At 69.2% G+C, this 18102-nt stretch carries 16 protein-coding genes; 6 read left to right on the forward strand and 10 right to left on the reverse strand.

The annotated features are described in order from the left end of the window. Positions 1–15: 15 nt before the first annotated feature. The gene (locus ACQEVO_RS11235) at positions 16–1101 is read right to left on the reverse strand and encodes a fatty acid desaturase family protein (protein ID WP_432911877.1); all 1086 of its coding nucleotides are present in this window, start codon (positions 1099–1101) and stop codon (positions 16–18) included. 280 nt (positions 1102–1381) lie between these two features. Here ACQEVO_RS11235 and ACQEVO_RS11240 point away from each other — a divergent pair, with 280 nt between their 5' ends. Next, the gene (locus ACQEVO_RS11240) at positions 1382–2131 is read left to right on the forward strand and encodes a hypothetical protein (RefSeq protein WP_432911879.1); all 750 of its coding nucleotides are present in this window, start codon (positions 1382–1384) and stop codon (positions 2129–2131) included. Positions 2132–2211: 80 nt separating this feature from the next. On the opposite strand, the gene ACQEVO_RS11245 is transcribed toward ACQEVO_RS11240, so the two are convergent. Together ACQEVO_RS11245 and ACQEVO_RS11250 are read right to left on the reverse strand one after the other, a co-directional pair. Next, on the reverse strand, positions 2212–3504 hold the full coding sequence (locus tag ACQEVO_RS11245) for an NAD(P)/FAD-dependent oxidoreductase (protein ID WP_432922573.1): 1293 nt from the start codon (positions 3502–3504) through the stop codon (positions 2212–2214). A 142-nt stretch (positions 3505–3646) separates the two neighbouring features. Next, positions 3647–4258: a TetR/AcrR family transcriptional regulator gene (locus ACQEVO_RS11250; RefSeq protein ID WP_432911882.1), complete on the reverse strand. Its 612-nt coding sequence runs from the start codon at positions 4256–4258 to the stop codon at positions 3647–3649. 99 nt (positions 4259–4357) lie between these two features. Between ACQEVO_RS11250 and ACQEVO_RS11255 the strand changes: the two genes are divergently transcribed. After that, a complete protein-coding gene (locus tag ACQEVO_RS11255) occupies positions 4358–5737 on the forward strand; it encodes a cytochrome P450 (RefSeq protein WP_432911885.1) in 1380 nt (459 codons plus the stop codon). A 36-nt stretch (positions 5738–5773) separates the two neighbouring features. Here ACQEVO_RS11255 and ACQEVO_RS11260 read toward each other — a convergent pair whose 3' ends face one another. Then, complete coding sequence (locus tag ACQEVO_RS11260; protein ID WP_432911887.1) at positions 5774–6559, reverse strand: tyrosine-protein phosphatase; 786 nt, start codon at positions 6557–6559, stop codon at positions 5774–5776. A gap of 174 nt (positions 6560–6733) precedes the next feature. Here ACQEVO_RS11260 and ACQEVO_RS11265 point away from each other — a divergent pair, with 174 nt between their 5' ends. Continuing rightward, positions 6734–7666, forward strand: coding sequence for a LysR family transcriptional regulator (locus ACQEVO_RS11265; protein ID WP_432911890.1), 933 nt, complete (start codon positions 6734–6736; stop codon positions 7664–7666). Between the two features lie 14 nt (positions 7667–7680). On the opposite strand, the gene ACQEVO_RS11270 is transcribed toward ACQEVO_RS11265, so the two are convergent. From ACQEVO_RS11270 to ACQEVO_RS11290, 5 genes are all read right to left on the reverse strand, one after another. Then, complete coding sequence (locus ACQEVO_RS11270; protein ID WP_432922576.1) at positions 7681–8445, reverse strand: carbohydrate ABC transporter permease; 765 nt, start codon at positions 8443–8445, stop codon at positions 7681–7683. A gap of 61 nt (positions 8446–8506) precedes the next feature. Further along, positions 8507–9457: a carbohydrate ABC transporter permease gene (locus ACQEVO_RS11275; RefSeq protein WP_432911892.1), complete on the reverse strand. Its 951-nt coding sequence runs from the start codon at positions 9455–9457 to the stop codon at positions 8507–8509. A 4-nt stretch (positions 9458–9461) separates the two neighbouring features. Next, complete coding sequence (locus ACQEVO_RS11280; protein WP_432911894.1) at positions 9462–10319, reverse strand: metallophosphoesterase; 858 nt, start codon at positions 10317–10319, stop codon at positions 9462–9464. 41 nt (positions 10320–10360) lie between these two features. Further along, entirely contained in the window at positions 10361–11707 is a 1347-nt protein-coding gene (locus ACQEVO_RS11285) for an ABC transporter substrate-binding protein (protein ID WP_432922579.1), read from the reverse strand. 58 nt (positions 11708–11765) lie between these two features. Then, positions 11766–12899 (reverse strand): ABC transporter ATP-binding protein, encoded by a 1134-nt coding sequence (locus tag ACQEVO_RS11290; protein WP_432911896.1) that lies wholly within the window; start codon positions 12897–12899, stop codon positions 11766–11768. 391 nt (positions 12900–13290) lie between these two features. Between ACQEVO_RS11290 and ACQEVO_RS11295 the strand changes: the two genes are divergently transcribed. From ACQEVO_RS11295 to ACQEVO_RS11305, 3 genes are all read left to right on the forward strand, one after another. After that, entirely contained in the window at positions 13291–13719 is a 429-nt protein-coding gene (locus ACQEVO_RS11295; protein ID WP_432911898.1) for a Fur family transcriptional regulator, read from the forward strand. 31 nt (positions 13720–13750) lie between these two features. After that, on the forward strand, positions 13751–15982 hold the full coding sequence (gene katG, locus ACQEVO_RS11300) for a catalase/peroxidase HPI (RefSeq protein WP_432911899.1): 2232 nt from the start codon (positions 13751–13753) through the stop codon (positions 15980–15982). 137 nt (positions 15983–16119) lie between these two features. Then, entirely contained in the window at positions 16120–16986 is an 867-nt protein-coding gene (locus ACQEVO_RS11305; protein ID WP_432911901.1) for a universal stress protein, read from the forward strand. Positions 16987–16994: 8 nt separating this feature from the next. On the opposite strand, the gene ACQEVO_RS11310 is transcribed toward ACQEVO_RS11305, so the two are convergent. Next, positions 16995–17960: an ADP-ribosylglycohydrolase family protein gene (locus tag ACQEVO_RS11310; protein WP_432911904.1), complete on the reverse strand. Its 966-nt coding sequence runs from the start codon at positions 17958–17960 to the stop codon at positions 16995–16997. Positions 17961–18102: the final 142 nt, after the last annotated feature.

The raw sequence follows: 18102 nt of genomic DNA on the forward strand, positions 1-18102 counted from the left end.
GCCGGTGCGCCCGCGTTATCCGCTGAGTGCGGGCACCGGGTCCGGGCGGTCGATACTGCGTCCGACGGCGTGGAGATGGCCCACCGACTGGGCGTAGGAGGTGAACAGGCCCGTCTCGCAGTAGGGCACACCGATACTCGCGCAGTAATCGGCGACGATCGGCTGGGCCCGGCGCAGATTCGCGCGTGGCATGGACGGGAACAGGTGGTGCTCGATCTGGTAGTTGAGACCGCCGAACGCCGTATCGATGATCGGCCCGCCGCGGACATTGCGTGAGGTGAGGACCTGGCGGCGCAGATAGTCGGTGTTGTCGCCGGCCGGGAGGACTTCCATACCCTTGTGGTTGGGCGCGAATGTGCTGCCCATGTACAGCCCGAACAGGCCCTGATGGACGACGATGAAAACGAGGGCCTGCAGCGGCGGCAGCACCACGAAGACGAGCGCGAGATAGCCGGCGGCGTGCGCGAGCAGCGTCCCAGCTTCCAGCCGCCGCCGCGGGATGGATCGTTGTACGAGTGCCCGGACCCCCGCGAAGTGCAGGCTCCAGCCTTCCAGGAGCAGCAGCGGGAAGAACAGCCAGCCCTGATAGCGGAAGATCAGCCGCCGTACGCCGCGCCCGGCGCGGGCCCGCAGGGTCGAATGCGCCAGGACGCCCATGATGTCGGGGTCGGCATCCTCGGTGTTGGGGTGGGCGTGGTGCCGGTTGTGGTTACTCGTCCACCAGCCGATACTCACCCCGATCGCCAGATTCCCGAAGAGCAGCCCCAGCAGGTAGTCGGTATTGCGCCGGCCGGAGATCTGCCGGTGTCCGGCGTCGTGGCCGAGGAAGGCGAATTGGGCGAAGACCGCGGCCAGGAAGGCGGCGGTCGCGAGCTGCCACCACGACTCGCCGATCAGCACGAAGGCGGTCCAGCCGGCGGCCAGCGCCAGCAGCACCGTCGATGCCTTCCACACGTAGTACCGGGGTCGCCGGTCCAGTAGTCCCGCGTCCCGCACCCGCCGCAACAACACGGAGTAGTCGGTGGTGCGGGCGGTCCGCACGGGTTGCGCTTTCTCGATCCGGTCGGCGGGAAGGTCGTATTCGGCGGCGTTTGCCGTCATGTGGTAACCGATCTCTGCACAGGTTTTGTTCGCCGGTGGATCATCTGTGACCGCCGCCGGCCGACCGTCCCGGTCGACTGATGCGCTCAGCCTACCTGCGCCGTCCGTGCGCCCGTGCCCCTGTTCCGCAAACGCGGCCCCATTCGGGCGAGGTCGGTGCGGGCCGCGGAGCATCCCGCCGGTGACGAGGTGGTTCCCGGGGATACCGGCGGGTTCGTTTTCCGGTGGAGTGGGTATATGCGAGGCACCCACGGTGCCCTGAACAGGAACGAGGCGAGCGATGCGCTACCGAACTCTGGTCCTGGCGACCTTGATCGCCGCCGCCTGTTCCGGCACGGTGCCGGCGGCCGCGCAACCGATACCGCTGCCCGGCCACCCCGCCGCGGCGGCCGACAGCGTGCCCGACCGGAGCGCCGTCTCGGTCCGCGGCCCGAACGGCCTGCGCTGGGGTACGGCCAACGAGTCCGAAACCCGCAGCGCGCTGTCGATGGCCAAGCTCTACCTCGCCGACTACGCCCTGCGCCACGGGGACGGTTCGGCCGCGGACCGCGCGCACGCCGAACGGATGATCAGCGTCTCCGACGATGCCGCCGCCGACACCGTCGCCGCCAAGTATCCGCAGGCCATCGATGCGATCGCGGCGGAGTACGGGCTGGAACAGACCACGGCCGGCGGCGGCTGGAACGTTTCGACCACCAGCACGGCGGATGTCGCCGATTTCCTCGCCGCGAAACAGTCCCGCGACCCCGGTTCGCCCATCCTCGGCTGGATGGCGACGGCCCCGCCCACGGCCGCCGACGGCACCCGGCAGAACTGGGGCACCGCCCGGATTCCGGGCGTGCAGGGCAGTAAATGGGGCTGGTCGGATGTGCCGCCGCCGGAGGTCGCGTCCGCGTCGTTCGGGCCGGGGTTCACCGTCGCCGCCCATACCCGCGGCAGCCCGGACGACCAGACCGCCGACGTCGCACAAGCCCTGGCGGAGGCGTTCGGCCGGATGGCCGGCGGCCGATTGGGAGCGGGGCGGCCGTAGCGTCGGTCGTTCTGCCCGTGCTCGCGAGTCCCTCCGTCCCCGGGCGATCGCGTGATATTCGCCCGTGGCAACCGCCGTGCTCACGCGTTGTGCCGAATTCCTTCGCTGGCATGGAAAGTCGACTCTTCCGGACTGACCAGGCCCAGCAGTGTCAGCGGTCGGGCGGTGACGGCGTTGGTCAGGTAGGTCAGAGTGATCGCCCAGCGGTTGAGCCCGCGCGGTACCGCGTAGGTGTGATACGCGCGGGTGACCGCTTTGGCCGGCAGACCCGACAGGCGCAGACCCAGCGGATTGGCCACGGCGAAACGGGGACCCAGATCCACCACCAAACCCATATCGCGATGTTTGTACGGGGCCGGCGAGCCGATGCCCAGGCTCGCGGCCACATTGCGGGCCAGCGTCTTGCCCTGCCGGGTGGCGTGCTGAGCGGTGGGCGGGGTGATCTTGCCGGGCTGGGTGAGGTCCGGTACCGCGGCCGCGTCACCACCGGCGAAGACCTCGGGATGGCCCGGGACCCGCAGCTCGGCGTCGACCTTCAGCCGCCCGCGTTCCATCGGAAGATCGAGGGTGCCGAGTACGGGCGCCCCGGTCACACCGGTGACCCAGGCGACGGTATGGGTCGGCACCGTCGTCCCGTCGGTGAGTACGACGTGATCGGCGGACAGCTCCTGCAGCGATATGCCGAGGCGGATATCGATGCCGCGGCCGCGCAGGACGGACAGCACCTGGTCGCTCAGCTTCTCGCCGACCTCCGGCATCACGCGGTCGGCCGTATCCAGGAGCAGGAACCGGATCTCCGACGGATCGAAACCGCGGCGGGCGGCGTAACTGTCGGCGAGCGCCCGCAGCTGCGCGACCAGTTCGGTGCCGGCGTACGACGCGCCCACCACGACGACGGTCCGCCGTGCCTGCCGGAGCTCCGGATCCTCCTCGTGATCGGCGAGCTCGAGCTGCCGGAGCAGCTGTTCCCGCAGATACAGCGCCTCGGCGACGGTTTTCAGGCCGCGGCCGTGTTCGGGGAGACCGGGTACGTCGAACAACCGCGTGACCGACCCGGGGGTCAGCACCAGGCGATCCCAGGACAACTCGCGGGGCCCGTGGTGGTCGCTGGTCACGGTGACGGTTTTGTTGTCGAGGTCGATCGATTCGGCGGTCGCGACGACCAGCCGGACGCGGGGCAGTGCGTCGGTCAGCGATACGGCGACGAATCGGGGGTCGATGAGCCCGCCCGCGACATCCGGCAGCAGCGGGGTGTACAGCATGTAGTCGGTCGGTGTGACGAGCACGACCTCGGTGTCGTCGCCCGCCGCCGCCAGGATGCGGCAGAGTTTGCGGGCGCAGGCGAATCCGGCGAATCCGCTGCCCACGATCACGACCCGCCGCGGCCCGGTGTCGCGGTCGGCCCTGTTCTCGGTGTCCGGCACGTCCACCGCCTCCTTCGTCTCGGTTACCGGAGGCGATTCCCGGAAGCCGGGATCCGAAACGGAAAGGACCCGAATCCGGGGAAGCCCGGCGTCAGCGGTAGAGGCCGAGCAGGCTGCGCGCCGCGGCGTCGACGATATCGTCGGCGGTGACCTGCAGGGCGCCGTCCAGCCACGCGGTGACCAGTTCGGCCATCCCGCCGATGAAGAGCAGGCCCGCGGTCTCGTCGGCGGTCTCGCTGCGGCCGGGCGTGCCGAGAAATTCCCGGGCCTCCAGCGCCGACTGGTGGGCCAAATGCCGCAGCAGCTGAGTGCGGCGCTGCCGCAGTTCCGGGACGGCCACGGACTGCACGATGGCCACCCGGCCCTTGCGCGGGTCGTCGAGCAGCAGTTGCACGAACGCGCGGACCGATGCCCGCACCCGGGCCTCCGGATCCGTCCCGGCCTCGTCGGCGGCCCGCCGGCTGATGTCCTCGATCTCGGCCGCGATCCCGTCCATCACCGCTGCGAGCGCCGCGTCGAGCCCGGTGAAGCTCTCGTAGAAATACCGCTCGGTGAGTCCGGCCTCGGCGCAGATCGCGGTCATCGTGGTCCGGATTTCCGGGTCGGCCCAGACGGTGAGCGCCGCTTCGAGCAGCCTGGCCCGGCGTTCGGCGGCACGATCGGCCGCACTGACACCCCGGTAGACCCCCGATTGCACGGCCACGGTCCCAGCATGCCACAGCGGATTCGCACCAAAGGTTGACAGGACGTCCTTCCTGAATCAGGCTGGACGTGACAAAAGCCACACGATACGAGGTGAGCCATGACGGCCGAGGCCCTGGGACCAAGCGAGGAAACGGCGGTGCGGGAGGCCGCGACCCCGCGCCCGATCCCGGTCCAGCATCGCGACGACCGGGGCCTGCCCCTGATCGGCCAGGTCTTCGAATACGCGAAGGACCCGGTGGCGCTGTGCCGGGGTCGCTGGGAGCGATACGGCCCGGTGGCGCCGTTCCGGGCCCTGGGCAAACATGCGGTGATGCTGCTCGGTGCCGATGCCTGCGGTGAGGCGTTCCAGAACAAGGACAAGGCGCTGGCCAACGGCCCGGCCTGGTCCGAGCTCGTCGGTCCGTTCTTCACCCGCGGCCTCATGCTCATCGATTTCGAGGAACACCACGGGCACCGGCGGATCATGCAACAGGCGTTCACCCGGCCGCGGCTCGAGGCCTACACCCGGCGGCTACATCCCGCCATCGAACAGGGTGTGGCCGGCTGGGAACCGGGTAAGGAGTTCCCGTCCTACTGGAAGCTCAAGCAGCTCACCCTCGATATTGCGGCCGACCTGTTCATGGGCGGTGCCCAGGACACCAGCCAGGCCGAGATGGACCGGATCAACAAGGCGTTCATCGCCTGTGTCCAGGCCGCCGCCGGGATCGTGCGCGCCAATGTGCCGTTCACCCGGTGGGGGCGGGCCTATCGCGGGCGCAAGGTGCTCGAGGATTTCCTGCGCCACTATCTGCCCGCCAAACGCGCCGAGCAGACCGATGACATCTTCTCGGTGCTCTGCCATGTGGAAACCGAGGACGGCGAACGGTTCTCCGACGACGACGTGGTGAACCATATGATCTTCCTGATGATGGCGGCGCACGACACCTCCACCATCACCACCTCGACCATCCTGCAATATCTCGGGCAGGACCCGCAGTGGCAGCAGCGGTGCCGCGAGGAGTCGCTGGCGCTGGGGCCCGAACCGTCGATGGCGGAACTGGAGGGCCTGGAATCCCTCGACCTGGTGATGCGCGAGGCGCTGCGGCTGCGGGCCCCGGTGCCGGTGCTGGTGCGGTACGCGGTGAAGGACACCGTGATCCAGGGCGTGCGCATTCCGGCCGGTACCGATGTGATCGTGGGCGTCCAGTTCACCCACCTCATGGAGGACTACTGGACCGACCCGATGACCTTCGATCCCGACCGCTTCGGCCCCGGCCGCCGCGAGGACAAATCGCACCGGTTCGCGTGGGAGCCGTTCGGCGGCGGTGTGCACAAATGCATCGGCCTGTATTTCGGTGGCCTCGAGGTGAAGGCGATCATGCACCGGCTGCTGCGCGACTACCACTGGACCCTCGACCCGGCCTATGTGCCGCCGATGGACTACCACTCGCTGCCGTTCCCCAAGGACGGCCTGCCGATCACCTTGCTGGAGAACTGAGCGGCAGCCGGGCTCTCCGGCCCGGCCGGTCCGCTGTCAGGGGGTGTCCGGCGCTCCGAGCAGGCTCGCGGCCAGCTGTTCCCGGGTCGCGGCGTCCAGGCCCGCCGCCTCCGCCCATGCCGGGATGCCGCCGTATTCGGCGGTCATATGGTCGAGAAACCCTTGCATGGTCGACGCTTTCGCGGTGAACACCCAGGCGGGTATGCCCGCGACGTCCACCCCGCGGGTGAGTACCGAGCGCGTGCGCCCGGCGCGTTCGCGCAGGCGTTCGGCGTTGGCGGCGGATACGGCGTAGTCGGCGACGATCTCGTCGGCGCGGACGCCGATGACGCCGAGCAGCAGCGCGATCACCACCCCGGTCCGGTCCTTGCCCGCCGCGCAGTGCACGAGGGCCGGCAGGGTGGCGGATCCGGCGAGCAGTTCGAGCACTTCGACGATCGCGGCGGAGCTGTGCTCGAGGTAGCCCAGATAGTGCGCGAGCATGGTGTCCTCGGCGGACACCTGCGCCAGGTCGAGCCGGAGCCGGCTGCCGCCGGTGACATGGATGTGCCGGTACACCGGGACGCCGTCCGGGGCGGCACCGCGCCCGTCCACCCGGATCTCGTCGGCGGCACGCAGGTCGACGATCGTCGCGAGGCCGCAGCGGCCGAGCAGGAACGACACATCGTCCTCGCCGAGGTCGTGCAGGCTGTCGGAGCGGATGACGCGCAGCGGCCGCACCACCCGCCCGTCGTCGGTGTGCAGCCCGCCGAGGTCGCGGGCGTTGACCGCGCCCTGTAACGGCAGCGCTCGGGTGCAGGTCGGTATTTCACTGGCGGTCATGCGACTCCTCGGATATCCGATACGACGAATGTATCGCCCGCGCCGTCCCGCTGTCGCGGGCCCGGAGAGTTCATCGGCAGGTCACGGATAAGGCGACCGGGATGCGGTCGAGGTTCATCCCGGGTTACTCGCGACGGCTAGCGTGGCGGCGACGCGGAAGAAGGAGCAGGCGCCATGGAGTTCCGACACCTGGTCTCGTTCATCGCCCTCGCCGAGGAGCTGCATTTCGGCCGCGCTGCGCAGCGTCTGCATCTCACCCAGCCCGGTCTCAGTGCTCAGTTGCAGAAGCTGGAGAAATCGCTGGGCGTGCAGTTGGTGGCACGTAATTCGCACGAGGTGAAGCTGACCCCGGCGGGGCGGGAATTCGAGAGCCAGGCCCGGATCGTGGTGGACCGGTTGGAGCGGGCCGCGCAGGCCGCCAGGGCGGCCGCCGAGGGACGCAGCGGAACCCTCGATATCGGTTACAACCTGCCCGCCAGCCGGCATGTTCTGCCCGCGGCACTGGCCGCGATGACCGACCGGCATCCCGATATCGTGGTGTCGCTCTGGGAGAAGCGGACCGGGCCCCAGCTGGCCGGTTTGGCCGACGGCTCGCTCGATATCGCCATGGTCTACGGGCATCCCGGTACGACCGGCTACCGCTACCGGCGGCTGCTGCATCGCATCCCGCTGGTGGCGGTGGTCGGGCGGAGTCATCGGTGGGCCGATCGTCCGGGCGTCCCGTTCGCCGAACTGGATGGGCAGGACTGTGTGCTGTTCGCCCGGGAACAATGCCCGGCCATGTACGACGCCGTCTTCCACGCCGCCGCGCAAGCCCGGATCGCGCTGACGGTCACCCACGCGGCGGACGACCCGGGTGCCACGGCCCATCTGGTATCGGTGCGTCCGCTCGTCGGGTTCGCGTCGCTGCCCCGGGCGGTATCCATGGGCATGGGAAAACCCGATATCGGGCCGGTCGCGGTGAAACTGTTCGATCCGGTCCCGACACTGGATCTGTACGCGGTGTGGCGTGCCGGCGAAACCAACCCTGCCGTATCGCTTTTCCTGGATTGCATGGAATCCGCCGGTCCGGCGCACAGCGAGCTCGACCGCGCGATACCGGTATGACCGGGCCCGGCCGGTCACTTCAGCCCCGACCGGACGAACGCGTCGGCGATATGGCGCTGCAGCACCAGATACATCAGGAGTACGGGCAGGCAGGCCAGCCCCGCCAGCGCCATCATCGGGCCCCACTGATCGCCCTCGGTGCCCATGAAACTGCGCAGACCCAGCTGCAGCACGCTGTTGGACTGCCGTAACACCACGGCGGGCCAGAAGTACTCGTTCCACGCGTTGATGAACAGCAGGATGCCCAGTGCCGCCAGCGCCGGCCGCAGGTTCGGCACCACCACCGTCCACAGGATCGACCAGGACGACCGGCCGTCGATTTTCGCCGCCGCCACCAGCTCTTTCGGGAAGCTCGCCAGATGCTGGCGCAGCAGCAGCACCGCCAGCGCCGAGCACAGTGTCGGCAGGACGACGCCGATCAGGGTGTTGATCAGGCCCAGACGGGTGAGCAGCACATAGTTCGGCAGCATGGTCACCTGGAACGGCACCAGCCAGGTCCCGACGAACGCCAGATACAGCACCTTCCGGAACGGGAAGGTGTACATCGCGAACGCGTAGGACGCCAGTAGGGCGATGAGCAACTGCGCCGCCGCCGAGAGAAGCGCGACGAAGAAGGTGTTCCCGATCAGTCCGGCGATATCCACCTTCGTGGCGGCGTCGGTGTAGTTGGCGATAGAGACCGGCCACGGCAGTGGGGACAGCGAGGTGACGTCCTCGGGCCGCCGCAGCGAGGTCGCGAACAGCCAGTAGATGGGGAACACGGCCGCGAGGGCGACCATCGCGAGCAACAGATGCGCCGCCGCCCCGCGCAGCCGGTCGGTCACCGCCCCGTGGTAACGGTCAATCATCATGGAAGGCAACCTTTTCCGAGAGCCACACCAGAACACCCGCGAGCACGCCGAAACCGGTGAACAGCACGACGCCGGCTGCGGCACCGAGTCCGGCGTCGAAGCTGTGGAACGCGTAGTCCCAGAGCAGGTAGTAGATATTGGTGGTCGAACGTGACGGTCCGCCCTGGGTCATGGAATCGATCAGCGGGAACGTCAGGACAGGGCTCAGCAGCACCGTGGTCAGGACGAGGAACATGAGGGTCGGCGAGAGCAGCGGCAGGGTGATCCACCGCCCGACCTGCCCGGGACTCGCCCCGTCGACCCGCGCCGCCTCCGCGTAGTCACCGTTGATACCGGCCAGCCCGGCCCACATCACCAGCACCGCGAAGCCGAGCAGTTGCCAGCCGGTGATCCCGATGATCACCGCGTGCGCGGTCTCCGCGTCGTAGACCCAGTTGTGGCCGGTATCGAACACTCGGCCCACGACACCGCCGCCGGGATGCAGCAGCCACCGCCACACCGCCGCCGCGGCGACCGGTGCCACCAGGAACGGCGCGAAGATACACGCGTGGTAGAGCGTGCGGGCGCGCCCGGAGACGCGGGTGCTCGCGACGGCGATCAGCAGCGGCAGCACGACGGTGAACGGAAGCATCCCCAGGATCAGCACGCCGGTGCGGCCCAGCGAATCCCAGAACACCGGCAGGTCCAGCAGCCGCTCGTAGTTACCGGTGCCGACCGGGGTCATCGGCGAGGACGGCAGCATATTCCAGGAATAGGCCGACAGCTCGAACGCCTGGACCAGCGGCCGGTAGACCCAGATCACGAGCAGCACCAGGGCGGGCAGGAGATACAGATACGGGGCCGCACTCCGCACGAGCCGGCGGAGCCGGGCGGTACGGGGTGCGGGGGGCGCGGTAACCGGTGCGGAAGTTGTGCGCGCCGGTGCTTCGACGACGAACACGATGTCACCCGGTTTCGGCCGACAGCGCGGCCAGCTGATCGAGCACATCCCGCTCGCTGCGGTCGTAGACGGCGGCGGCCGGGGTGGCCTCGACGGCGGTGGCCACCAGGGCCGAGCCGAGCAGATCGACCCGGCTGAACCCGAAGCCGGCGAAACCGCGGTGCCGGCCGGCCGGGGCGAGGGGATCGATCCGGTACGACAGGGCCGGGCCGATCCAGACGGGGATTCCCGCCAGGGCGGCGGCGCCGGTGAGATGGTTGTGCCCGCACACGATCAGCCGGACATCGGTACCCCGTAGCACCCGCGCGAGTTCCTCCGGCGCCTGCAGCCGCAGGTACTCGGTGGTGGCGACAGGTGACGGAATCGGTGGATGGTGCAGGGCCAGCAGGGTGCCGTGCGGGGCAGGTTCCCGCAGCCGGTCGGCCAGCCAGTCGAGCTGGGCCGGGGCCAGGCGGCCGTCGTGCCGGCCGGGTGTGGTGCTGTCCAGGGCGATGATGCGCAGCCCGGAGACATCGACGACATCGTCGTGGGTGTGGTCCGGGTCGGTCACGGCCGTGTCGCTGCCGAGCAGTTCGGTGCCGAACGCGCCGCGGTCGTCGTGATTGCCCATCACATACACCGTCTGCGCGCCCAGTTCGGCGGCCGCCGGTTCGACCGCGTCCCGCAACCGGCGGTAGGCATCGGCGGATCCGTTGTCGGTCAGGTCGCCGGACAGAACGATTCCGTCGATCCGGCGGCCCGAGTCGAGCAGTTGCCGCAGGACCGCGGTGAGGTTGGCGTAGGTGTCGACGGTGCCGTGGACGTGTTCACCCGCGGGCCGGATATGGGTGTCGGTGAGCTGGACGATGGTCAGCTGGTTCATGAATCCCCCTGTCCGGCGCGAAATGCCGGGTCGGTCGGTGGTCATACCGCGGGCATCAGTTCGGTCGCCTCGTCGCGGGCGGCGGTGAGGGTGGCCTGCGGGTCCTTGCCCTGGAAGACGACCGCCTCGACGGCGTCCATCATGCCGTCGCGAATCTGGAGATAGTTGTTGCCCGGCATGGATATCCACGGCTCCATCGTGGCCAGCTGGGCGACGTTCGGTTCGAGCAGCGGATTACGCCGCGACCACTCGAGCAGCCCGTCCGGATCCTGCATCAGTCCCGTCCGCAGCGGCAGATAGCCGATACCGGTGGAGATGGTGGTGTAGGCGCTCTCGCTGGTGAGGAACTCGATCAGCTGCCACCCGGCGCGCTGCTTCGCTGGATCACTGGACAGGATATGCAGTCCCGCACCGGAATTCGTCGGCACGGGAGGCTTGCCCGCGAAAGCGGGCATCGGCGCCGCCCGCAGATCCCAGGTGCCCTGGGCACCCGCGACGAAGGTGCCCTGGACGGCGCTGGACTCCAAGATCATGCCGATCTCGCCGCGTGCGAACGCTTCGTAGCCCTGTTTCTGGTTCAGTTTCGGCATACTGCCGGCGTGCACGAGCTCCTGGCCCATCCGGGCCACCTCGACCGCCGGGGCGTCCGCGAACGTCAGCGTGGTGCGGTCGTCGGAGATCACCCGGCCGCCGTCGGAGCGGACCAGGCTCTGGAAGCACCAGTCCTTGGCGGTTTTGGTGAAACAGTCGATGTACACCCCGCCGCGCCCGGTTTTCGCGGTGATCGCGGCGGCCGCATCCGCGACCTCGGTCCAGGTGGCGGGCGGCGCGGCGGGGTCCAGGCCGGCGGTGGTGAACAGCGAAGCGTTGTAGTACAGCACCGGCGTGGAGAATACGAACGGCACACCGTAGGTGTGGCCGCCCCAGTCGGAGAGGGTGCGAGCACGCGGCGCGTAGGGGTGGCGCGCCCCGTCGAAGTTGGCGTCCACCGCCTGGCGTCCCACCAGGGTGTCCAGCGGTTTCGCGCCCAGCTGGTGGATCGTGAAATCGAGATCGCCGAATCCGAGCTGCGCCACGTCCGGCGGTGTCCCGGCGACGATCTGGTTCTGAATACTGGAAATGGTGTCGGTGGCCGGGTTGGGGCTGTTGCCCTGCGGTTTCTGCGCGACCACATCGATATTCGGGTATTTCTTCTCGAAATCGGCGATCAGCGTGTTGAACGTATCGGTCCACGCGCCCGCGAGCCCGTAGTTGTAGGACTCGAAAGCTATCGAAACCCGCTGATCGGGGGCGAGTTCGGGAATCGGTGCCGAATCGGCGGCCGGATCGGTGGCGGTACTGCCGAGTCCGCCGCACGCCGTGGCGGCGAAGGCGACGGCGAGCACCATGGCCAGTAATGGCGCGGCGCGTTTCACAGATGTCTCCTCATCAGATGTGGGTTGCCGGTCAGGCCGGGACCGTGGCTGTGCGGACAGCCGCGCCGGCCGTGGTGGACGGCGGCTCCTGCCAGGTGAGGCGGAGCCCGGTGCCGGGGTCGAACAGGTGCACGTCCGCGGGCCGCACCCGGACCCCGGCCGTTTCGCCGGTCGTCACTCCCGCGGGTCGTGGGGCGCGGACCGCGATCCGGTGCGCGCCCGCCGCGAGATGGACCAGTTCCTCGCTGCCGAGGTTCTCGATCATCGCGACGTGGCCCCGGATATCCGGATCGGCCGATACCAGCCGTAGCCGCTCCGGCCGGATACCGGCGACGACCGGCAGCTCGGCACCGAACCCTGCGGCCCGTATCGGCAATTCGATATCGATACCGCCGGCGACCAGATGCAGGGCGGCTCCCCGCGCGGTGACCTCGGCCGGGAACAGGTTCATCGGCGGCGAGCCGAGGAAACCGGCGACGAACACCGAACGCGGCCGGTCGTACAGTTCGGCCGGTGTCCCGACCTGCTGAACGCGGCCCGCGTCGAGCAACACGATCCGGTCGGCCATGGTCATGGCCTCCACCTGGTCGTGGGTGACGTAGAGGAAGGTCGCGCCCAGGGTCCGGTGCAGCGAAATAAGCTCGGCACGGGTAGCGCTGCGCAATGTCGCGTCGAGGTTCGACAGCGGCTCGTCCATCAGGAACGCACCCGGTGAGCGCACCATCGCCCGGGCCAGCGCGACCCGTTGCCGCTGCCCGCCGGAGAGCTGCGCCGGCCGGCGGTGCAGCAGGCCGGTCAGCCCGAGCGATGCCGCCACCTCGGCCACCCTGGCGGCGATCCGGGCGCGCGGGGTCCGCCGGGCCCGCAGCGGGAACCCGATATTCCCGGCGACGGTCAGGTGCGGGTAGAGCGCGTAACTCTGGAACACCATCGCCAGATCCCGCCGCTGCGGCGGCTGTTCGGTGATATCGGTGTCGTCGAGCAGGATCCGGCCCGCGCCGGGCTGTTCCAGGCCCGCGAGCATCCGCAGCAGGGTGGATTTACCGCAACCGCTCGGACCGAGCAGCACCAGGAATTCGCCGTCGGCGATATCGAGGTTCACATCGTCTACCGCGGAGGTGTCGCCGAACCGCTTCGACACACCCGTCAGCCGTACCCGCGCCATACTGCTACCCCCGCCGGTCGCAGTCTGCGACCCGGCCGGTCGGCACACTCCGCACTCGGGTGACGCGGCCGAGGTCCTGCCGGCCGGCCCCAGTGGTGAGACAGCAGCCGGCCGGTGCGTCCGGCACCCCCTCGCCGTTCGCCGGAACGCCGCGTCCCGAGGTGAATCGGGTGGTCGTTCCCACCCCGTGCCGCACAATGGTCATGGCCTCAGTGTGGGCGCGGCGGCCGTTCGCGGGCCGGGCGATAGGCGATGCCGATCGCCCGAATCGAGAGCGTGTTCGCGCCTGGGATCACCGGCTCCGGCCGCGAGGGCTCGGCGCCGTACACAGGCACGACGGGTCATATCCTTGACCCATTCCAGATAACGGACGAGACTTTGCGGTGTGCATATGGCCGAGGAATTCCAGCAGATGCTGCGGGGAGTTTCGCTACGCGTGACCGCTCCGCGGGTCGCGGTGCTGAGCGCGGTGCACGACAACCCGCACGCCGATACGGATTCGATCATCCGGGTCGTGCGGACCCGTCTGTCGGCGGTATCCCATCAGGCGGTGTACGACTCGTTGCGTACGCTCACCGCCGCGGGCCTGCTGCGCTGCATCCAGCCGTCCGGCTCGGTGGCGCGCTACGAGACCCGCGTCGGTGACAACCACCATCATGTCGTCTGCCGGACCTGCGGGGCGATCGCCGATGTCGACTGCGCGGTCGGCGAATCCCCGTGCCTGACCGCCTCCGACGACCGCGGTTTCACGATCGACGAAGCCGAGGTCATCTACTGGGGCCAATGCCCCGATTGCGCGAGATCCGCACATTTCCGATAGCAGCCCGCATCACTCGTCAGGAAGGAATATCGTGACCTCCGATAGCCGTCCACCCGCTCCTGAGACCGGGACCTCGAGTACCAGCGAAAGCGAGAACCCGGCGATCCCGTCGCCGACCGCCCAGACCGATCGCCGCCCGCACACCAACCGGGACTGGTGGCCGGACCAGATCGATGTCTCGATGCTGCACGCCCACTCGTCCAAGGCCAACCCGCTGGGCGAGGATTTCGACTACGCGAAAGAATTCGCGAAACTCGACGTCGAGGCACTGAAGGCCGATGTCGCGGCGGTCCTCACCGATTCGCAGGACTGGTGGCCCGCGGATTACGGCAACTACGGCGGCCTGTTCATCCGGATGAGCTGGCACGCCGCGGGCACCTACCGGATCGCCGACGGCCGCGGCGGCGGCGGGCAGGGCGCCCAGCGGTTCGCCCCGCTCAACAGCTGGCCCGACAATGCCAGCCTGGACAAGGCGCGCCGGCTGCTGTGGCCGGTCAAACAGAAATACGGCAACTCGCTTTCGTGGGCGGACCTGCTGGTGTTCGCCGGTAACGTCGCCCTCGAGTCGATGGGTTTCAAAACCTTCGGCTTCGGGTTCGGCCGCCCCGATATCTGGGAGCCCGAGGAGATCTACTGGGGTCCGGAGGACACCTGGCTCGGCGACGAACGCTACAGCGGTGACCGGGAACTGTCCGGTCCGCTCGCCAACGTCCAGATGGGCCTGATCTATGTGAACCCGGAGGGCCCCAACGGCCGCCCCGACCCGGTGGCCGCCGCCCGCGATATCCGGGAAACCTTCGGCCGCATGGCCATGAACGATGTGGAGACCGCCGCGTTGATCGTCGGCGGCCACAGCTTCGGCAAGACCCACGGCGCCGGCAACCCCGACCTGATCGGCCCCGAACCCGAGGCCGCCCCGATCGAGCAGCAGGGTCTGGGCTGGAAGAGCGCCCACGGCACCGGGGTCGGCCGCGATGCCATCACCGGCGGGCCGGAGGTGATCTGGACCGCCACTCCCACCCAGTGGAGCAACGGCTTCCTGCAGAACCTCTACGGCTATGAATGGGAGCTCACCAAGAGCCCCGCCGGGGCCTGGCAGTGGAAACCCAAGGACGGCGCGGGGGAGGGCACCATCCCGGATCCGTTCGACGGCCCGGCGCGTGCCCCCAGCATGCTCACCACCGACCTGGCCCTGCGCGAGGACCCGATCTACCGCGAGATCACCAGCCGCTGGCTGGAGCATCCCGAGGAACTCGCCGAGGCATTCGCCAAGGCCTGGTACAAGCTGCTGCACCGCGATATGGGCCCGATCAGCCGTTATCTCGGCCCCTGGGTTCCGGAACCGCAGCTGTGGCAGGATCCGGTGCCGCCCGTCGACCACGAACTGATCGACGAGGCGGATATCGCGGCCCTGAAGAGCAAGGTGCTCGAATCCGGTCTGTCGGTCGCGCAGCTGGTGAAAACGGCGTGGGCGTCGGCGGCCAGTTTCCGCAGCACCGATAAGCGCGGCGGTGCGAACGGCGCCCGGCTCCGGCTCGAACCGCAGAAGAACTGGGAGGTCAACGAGCCGGCCGAACTCGCGAAGGTCCTGCCCGTCCTGGAAGGGATCCAGCAGGATTTCAACAGCTCGGCCACCGGCGGGAAGCGGGTTTCGCTGGCCGATGTGATCGTGCTGGCCGGTTCGGCCGCGGTCGAGAAGGCGGCGAAGGACGCCGGATACGACATCACGGTGCCGTTCGCCCCGGGCCGCACGGACGCGACGCAGGAGAACACCGATGTGGAATCGTTCGCGGTGCTCGAACCGCGGGCCGACGGTTTCCGCAACTATGCGCGCAGCGGCGAGAAGGCGCAGCTGGAACGCCTGCTGGTGGACCGCGCCTACATGCTGGACCTGACCGCCCCGGAGCTCACCGTCCTGGTCGGCGGGATGCGGGCCCTGGGCGCCAACCACGGCGGCACGAAGCACGGCGTGTTCACCGACCGGCCGGGTGTGCTGACCAACGATTTCTTCGTCAACCTGCTCGATATGGGCACCGAATGGAAACCGTCGGAATCGGCGGAGAACGTCTACGAGGGCTTCGACCGGCGCACCGGGCAACCCAAGTGGACCGCCACCGCCAACGACCTGATCTTCGGATCCCATTCGCAGCTGCGCGCGGTGGCCGAAGTGTACGGCCAGCGTGATACCGGGCCGAAGTTCGTCCGCGACTTCGTGGACGCCTGGGTCAAGGTCGCGAACAACGATCGGTACGACCTGCGCTGATCGGGCCGAACCGGTGAGACACGGGACCGGCGCCTGCACCCGCGGGCGCCGGTCCCGCCATATCCTCGACTGGATCGGATGGGTAGCACCGGCGGATTCCGCCGCACCGAGCTGGGCGAGGCGAGAGGCAACCCGATATGGCCGTACATTCCGAAGCGCCGATCGTGGTCGGCGTCGACGGTTCACCGACGTCACTGGACGCCGTGCGCTGGGCGGCACGCCGCGCCGCGTTGCACCGCTGCCCGCTCCGGCTCGTCCACGCGATCGGCGCCCCGGTCACCTTCGGGCCCGAGGTCAGCGTGGTCGGCCTCGACAACCAGGCGCTGCGCGCCGACGGTGAGGCATTGCTGGCTTCGGCCGCCGAGACCGCCCGGGAAACCGCGGGCGAACTCGATATCGACACCACAGTCGCCGATCTCGGCGCCACCACCGTCCTGCTCGACCTGTCACCGGACGCGCGGATGATCGTGGCCGGCACCCGCGGTCTGGGCACCCTCGGCCGGCTGCTGCTCGGTTCGGTGAGTACCGCACTGGCCCGCCACGCCCACTGCCCGGTGGCGGTGATCCCGGATGCCGAGGAACCGGTGCGTGATCTGTCGCAGCGGCCGGTGGTCGTCGGGGTCGACGGCTCGCCGCGCAGCCAGGAAGCCGTCGATATCGCCTTCGAGGAGGCCGCCCGCGGTAGCGTCGGCCTGATCGCGGTGACCACCTGGTCGGAATTCTTCCGCTACAGCTCCCGCGAGGAGATGCAGGAACAGGCCCGCGCCATGCAGGCCGAAAGCCTGGCCGGGCGGGCGGAACGCTACCCCGATGTCCCCGTCACCCATATCGTCGCCGAGGACCGCCCCGCCCGCCGCCTACTGGCGGAATCCGAGAACGCGCAGCTGATGGTCGTGGGCAGTCACGGTCGCGGCGGTTTCACCGGGATGACACTCGGTTCGGTGGGCCAGGCGGTCCTGCACAGCACCCGCGTGCCGCTCATCATCGCCCGCTCCCGCGACTGACCGGCAGATCACGACCGGTTCGACAGCCAGTGCCGGAGACGGCCGAAGCCGGAATTCCTGCGCCGGTGTGCCCGACGGGCCTCGTCCAGCCAGCTGGGTAATGGTTCCCGCGCGGTGAGCCAGGCCGGCGGCACTCCGGACGGAGAATCGGTGCCGGTGTAGGCGGCGACGATACCGCCGGCGATCGCGCTGGTGGTGTCGATATCACCGTCGGCCGCGATACAGGTGGTGATGGCGGCGGGATAGTCCGTCATATGCGTCGCGGCCGCCCAGAGGGTGAACGGGACCGTGTTCTGGGCGGTGACGCGCGACCCGTTGCCGAGTTCGGCCACCGCCTGTTCGGCGGGCGCGCCGAGGAGCGTGCGGGCATGGGCGATCAACCGCCTCGTCTCACCGTCGCCGAGGTGGTCGAGGACGCCGGTGAGGAAATCGTGCGGCGCGGGCAGGGTTCCGGTGCGCCGGGCCCACGCGGCCTGCCCGGCGGCGAGTGCCACGGCCACTGCCCCGGCGATGCCTTCGGGATGCAGATGGGTCACTTCGGCCGACCGGACCGCCTCGGCCACAATCCTTTCCGGATCACCGGCGAAGAAGGCGCCGAGCGGGGCGACCCGCATGGCGGCGCCGTTGCCGCAGGAGCCCTGGTGGTCGTAGGCGGCCGCGGAGATCTCCCGCCACGGCGCCCCCTCGCGGATACGGCGCAGTGTGCCGACGGCGAGGAAACCGTAGTCACGGCGTGGATCGAAGCGCCGCGCGAAGGCGAGGGCCAGCCGGTCCTGATCGATCCGGCCGTGTGTGCAGAGCTCGGTGACCACGGTGCAGGCCATTTCGGTATCGTCGGTCCAGTCCCAGGGCCCGGCGGTGAGGTTGCCGACACGGAGGTCGGAAATCGACCGCCGCATCACCGGAAATTGCTGCCCCAGTGCGTCCCCCACGGACAGGCCGTCCAGTGAATCGAACATCGAGTCGATAGTCATCGGGCCCGATCGTATCCACGGCGGGGAAGCGGCGGCGCATCCGGAGTGGTCGGCCGGGCTGCGGAAGCCGAGTACCGGCCGACCGATACGCCGGTCGGTCCGGCGGCGGCGCCGGTGTGGTCCGTGGCGCTCGCTGCCACCG

Source organism: Nocardia sp. CA-290969, from assembly GCF_050936135.1.
Taxonomy (GTDB): Bacteria; Actinomycetota; Actinomycetes; order Mycobacteriales; family Mycobacteriaceae; genus Nocardia.

Bases quoted from the DNA above. Each gene is read 5' to 3' on its own strand.
- ACQEVO_RS11240 (WP_432911879.1), top strand. From the start codon at position 1,382: ATGCGCTACCGAACTCTGGTCCTGGCGACCTTGATCGCCGCCGCCTGT.
- ACQEVO_RS11285 (WP_432922579.1), bottom strand. From the start codon at position 11,707: ATGGTGCTCGCCGTCGCCTTCGCCGCCACGGCGTGCGGCGGACTCGGC.
- ACQEVO_RS11270 (WP_432922576.1), bottom strand. From the start codon at position 8,445: ATGGTCGCCCTCGCGGCCGTGTTCCCCATCTACTGGCTGTTCGCGACC.
- ACQEVO_RS11310 (WP_432911904.1), bottom strand. From the start codon at position 17,960: ATGACTATCGACTCGATGTTCGATTCACTGGACGGCCTGTCCGTGGGG.
- ACQEVO_RS11305 (WP_432911901.1), top strand. From the start codon at position 16,120: ATGGCCGTACATTCCGAAGCGCCGATCGTGGTCGGCGTCGACGGTTCA.
- ACQEVO_RS11255 (WP_432911885.1), top strand. From the start codon at position 4,358: ATGACGGCCGAGGCCCTGGGACCAAGCGAGGAAACGGCGGTGCGGGAG.
- ACQEVO_RS11290 (WP_432911896.1), bottom strand. From the start codon at position 12,899: ATGGCGCGGGTACGGCTGACGGGTGTGTCGAAGCGGTTCGGCGACACC.
- ACQEVO_RS11265 (WP_432911890.1), top strand. From the start codon at position 6,734: ATGGAGTTCCGACACCTGGTCTCGTTCATCGCCCTCGCCGAGGAGCTG.
- ACQEVO_RS11280 (WP_432911894.1), bottom strand. From the start codon at position 10,319: ATGAACCAGCTGACCATCGTCCAGCTCACCGACACCCATATCCGGCCC.
- ACQEVO_RS11260 (WP_432911887.1), bottom strand. From the start codon at position 6,559: ATGACCGCCAGTGAAATACCGACCTGCACCCGAGCGCTGCCGTTACAG.
- ACQEVO_RS11235 (WP_432911877.1), bottom strand. From the start codon at position 1,101: ATGACGGCAAACGCCGCCGAATACGACCTTCCCGCCGACCGGATCGAG.
- ACQEVO_RS11295 (WP_432911898.1), top strand. From the start codon at position 13,291: ATGGCCGAGGAATTCCAGCAGATGCTGCGGGGAGTTTCGCTACGCGTG.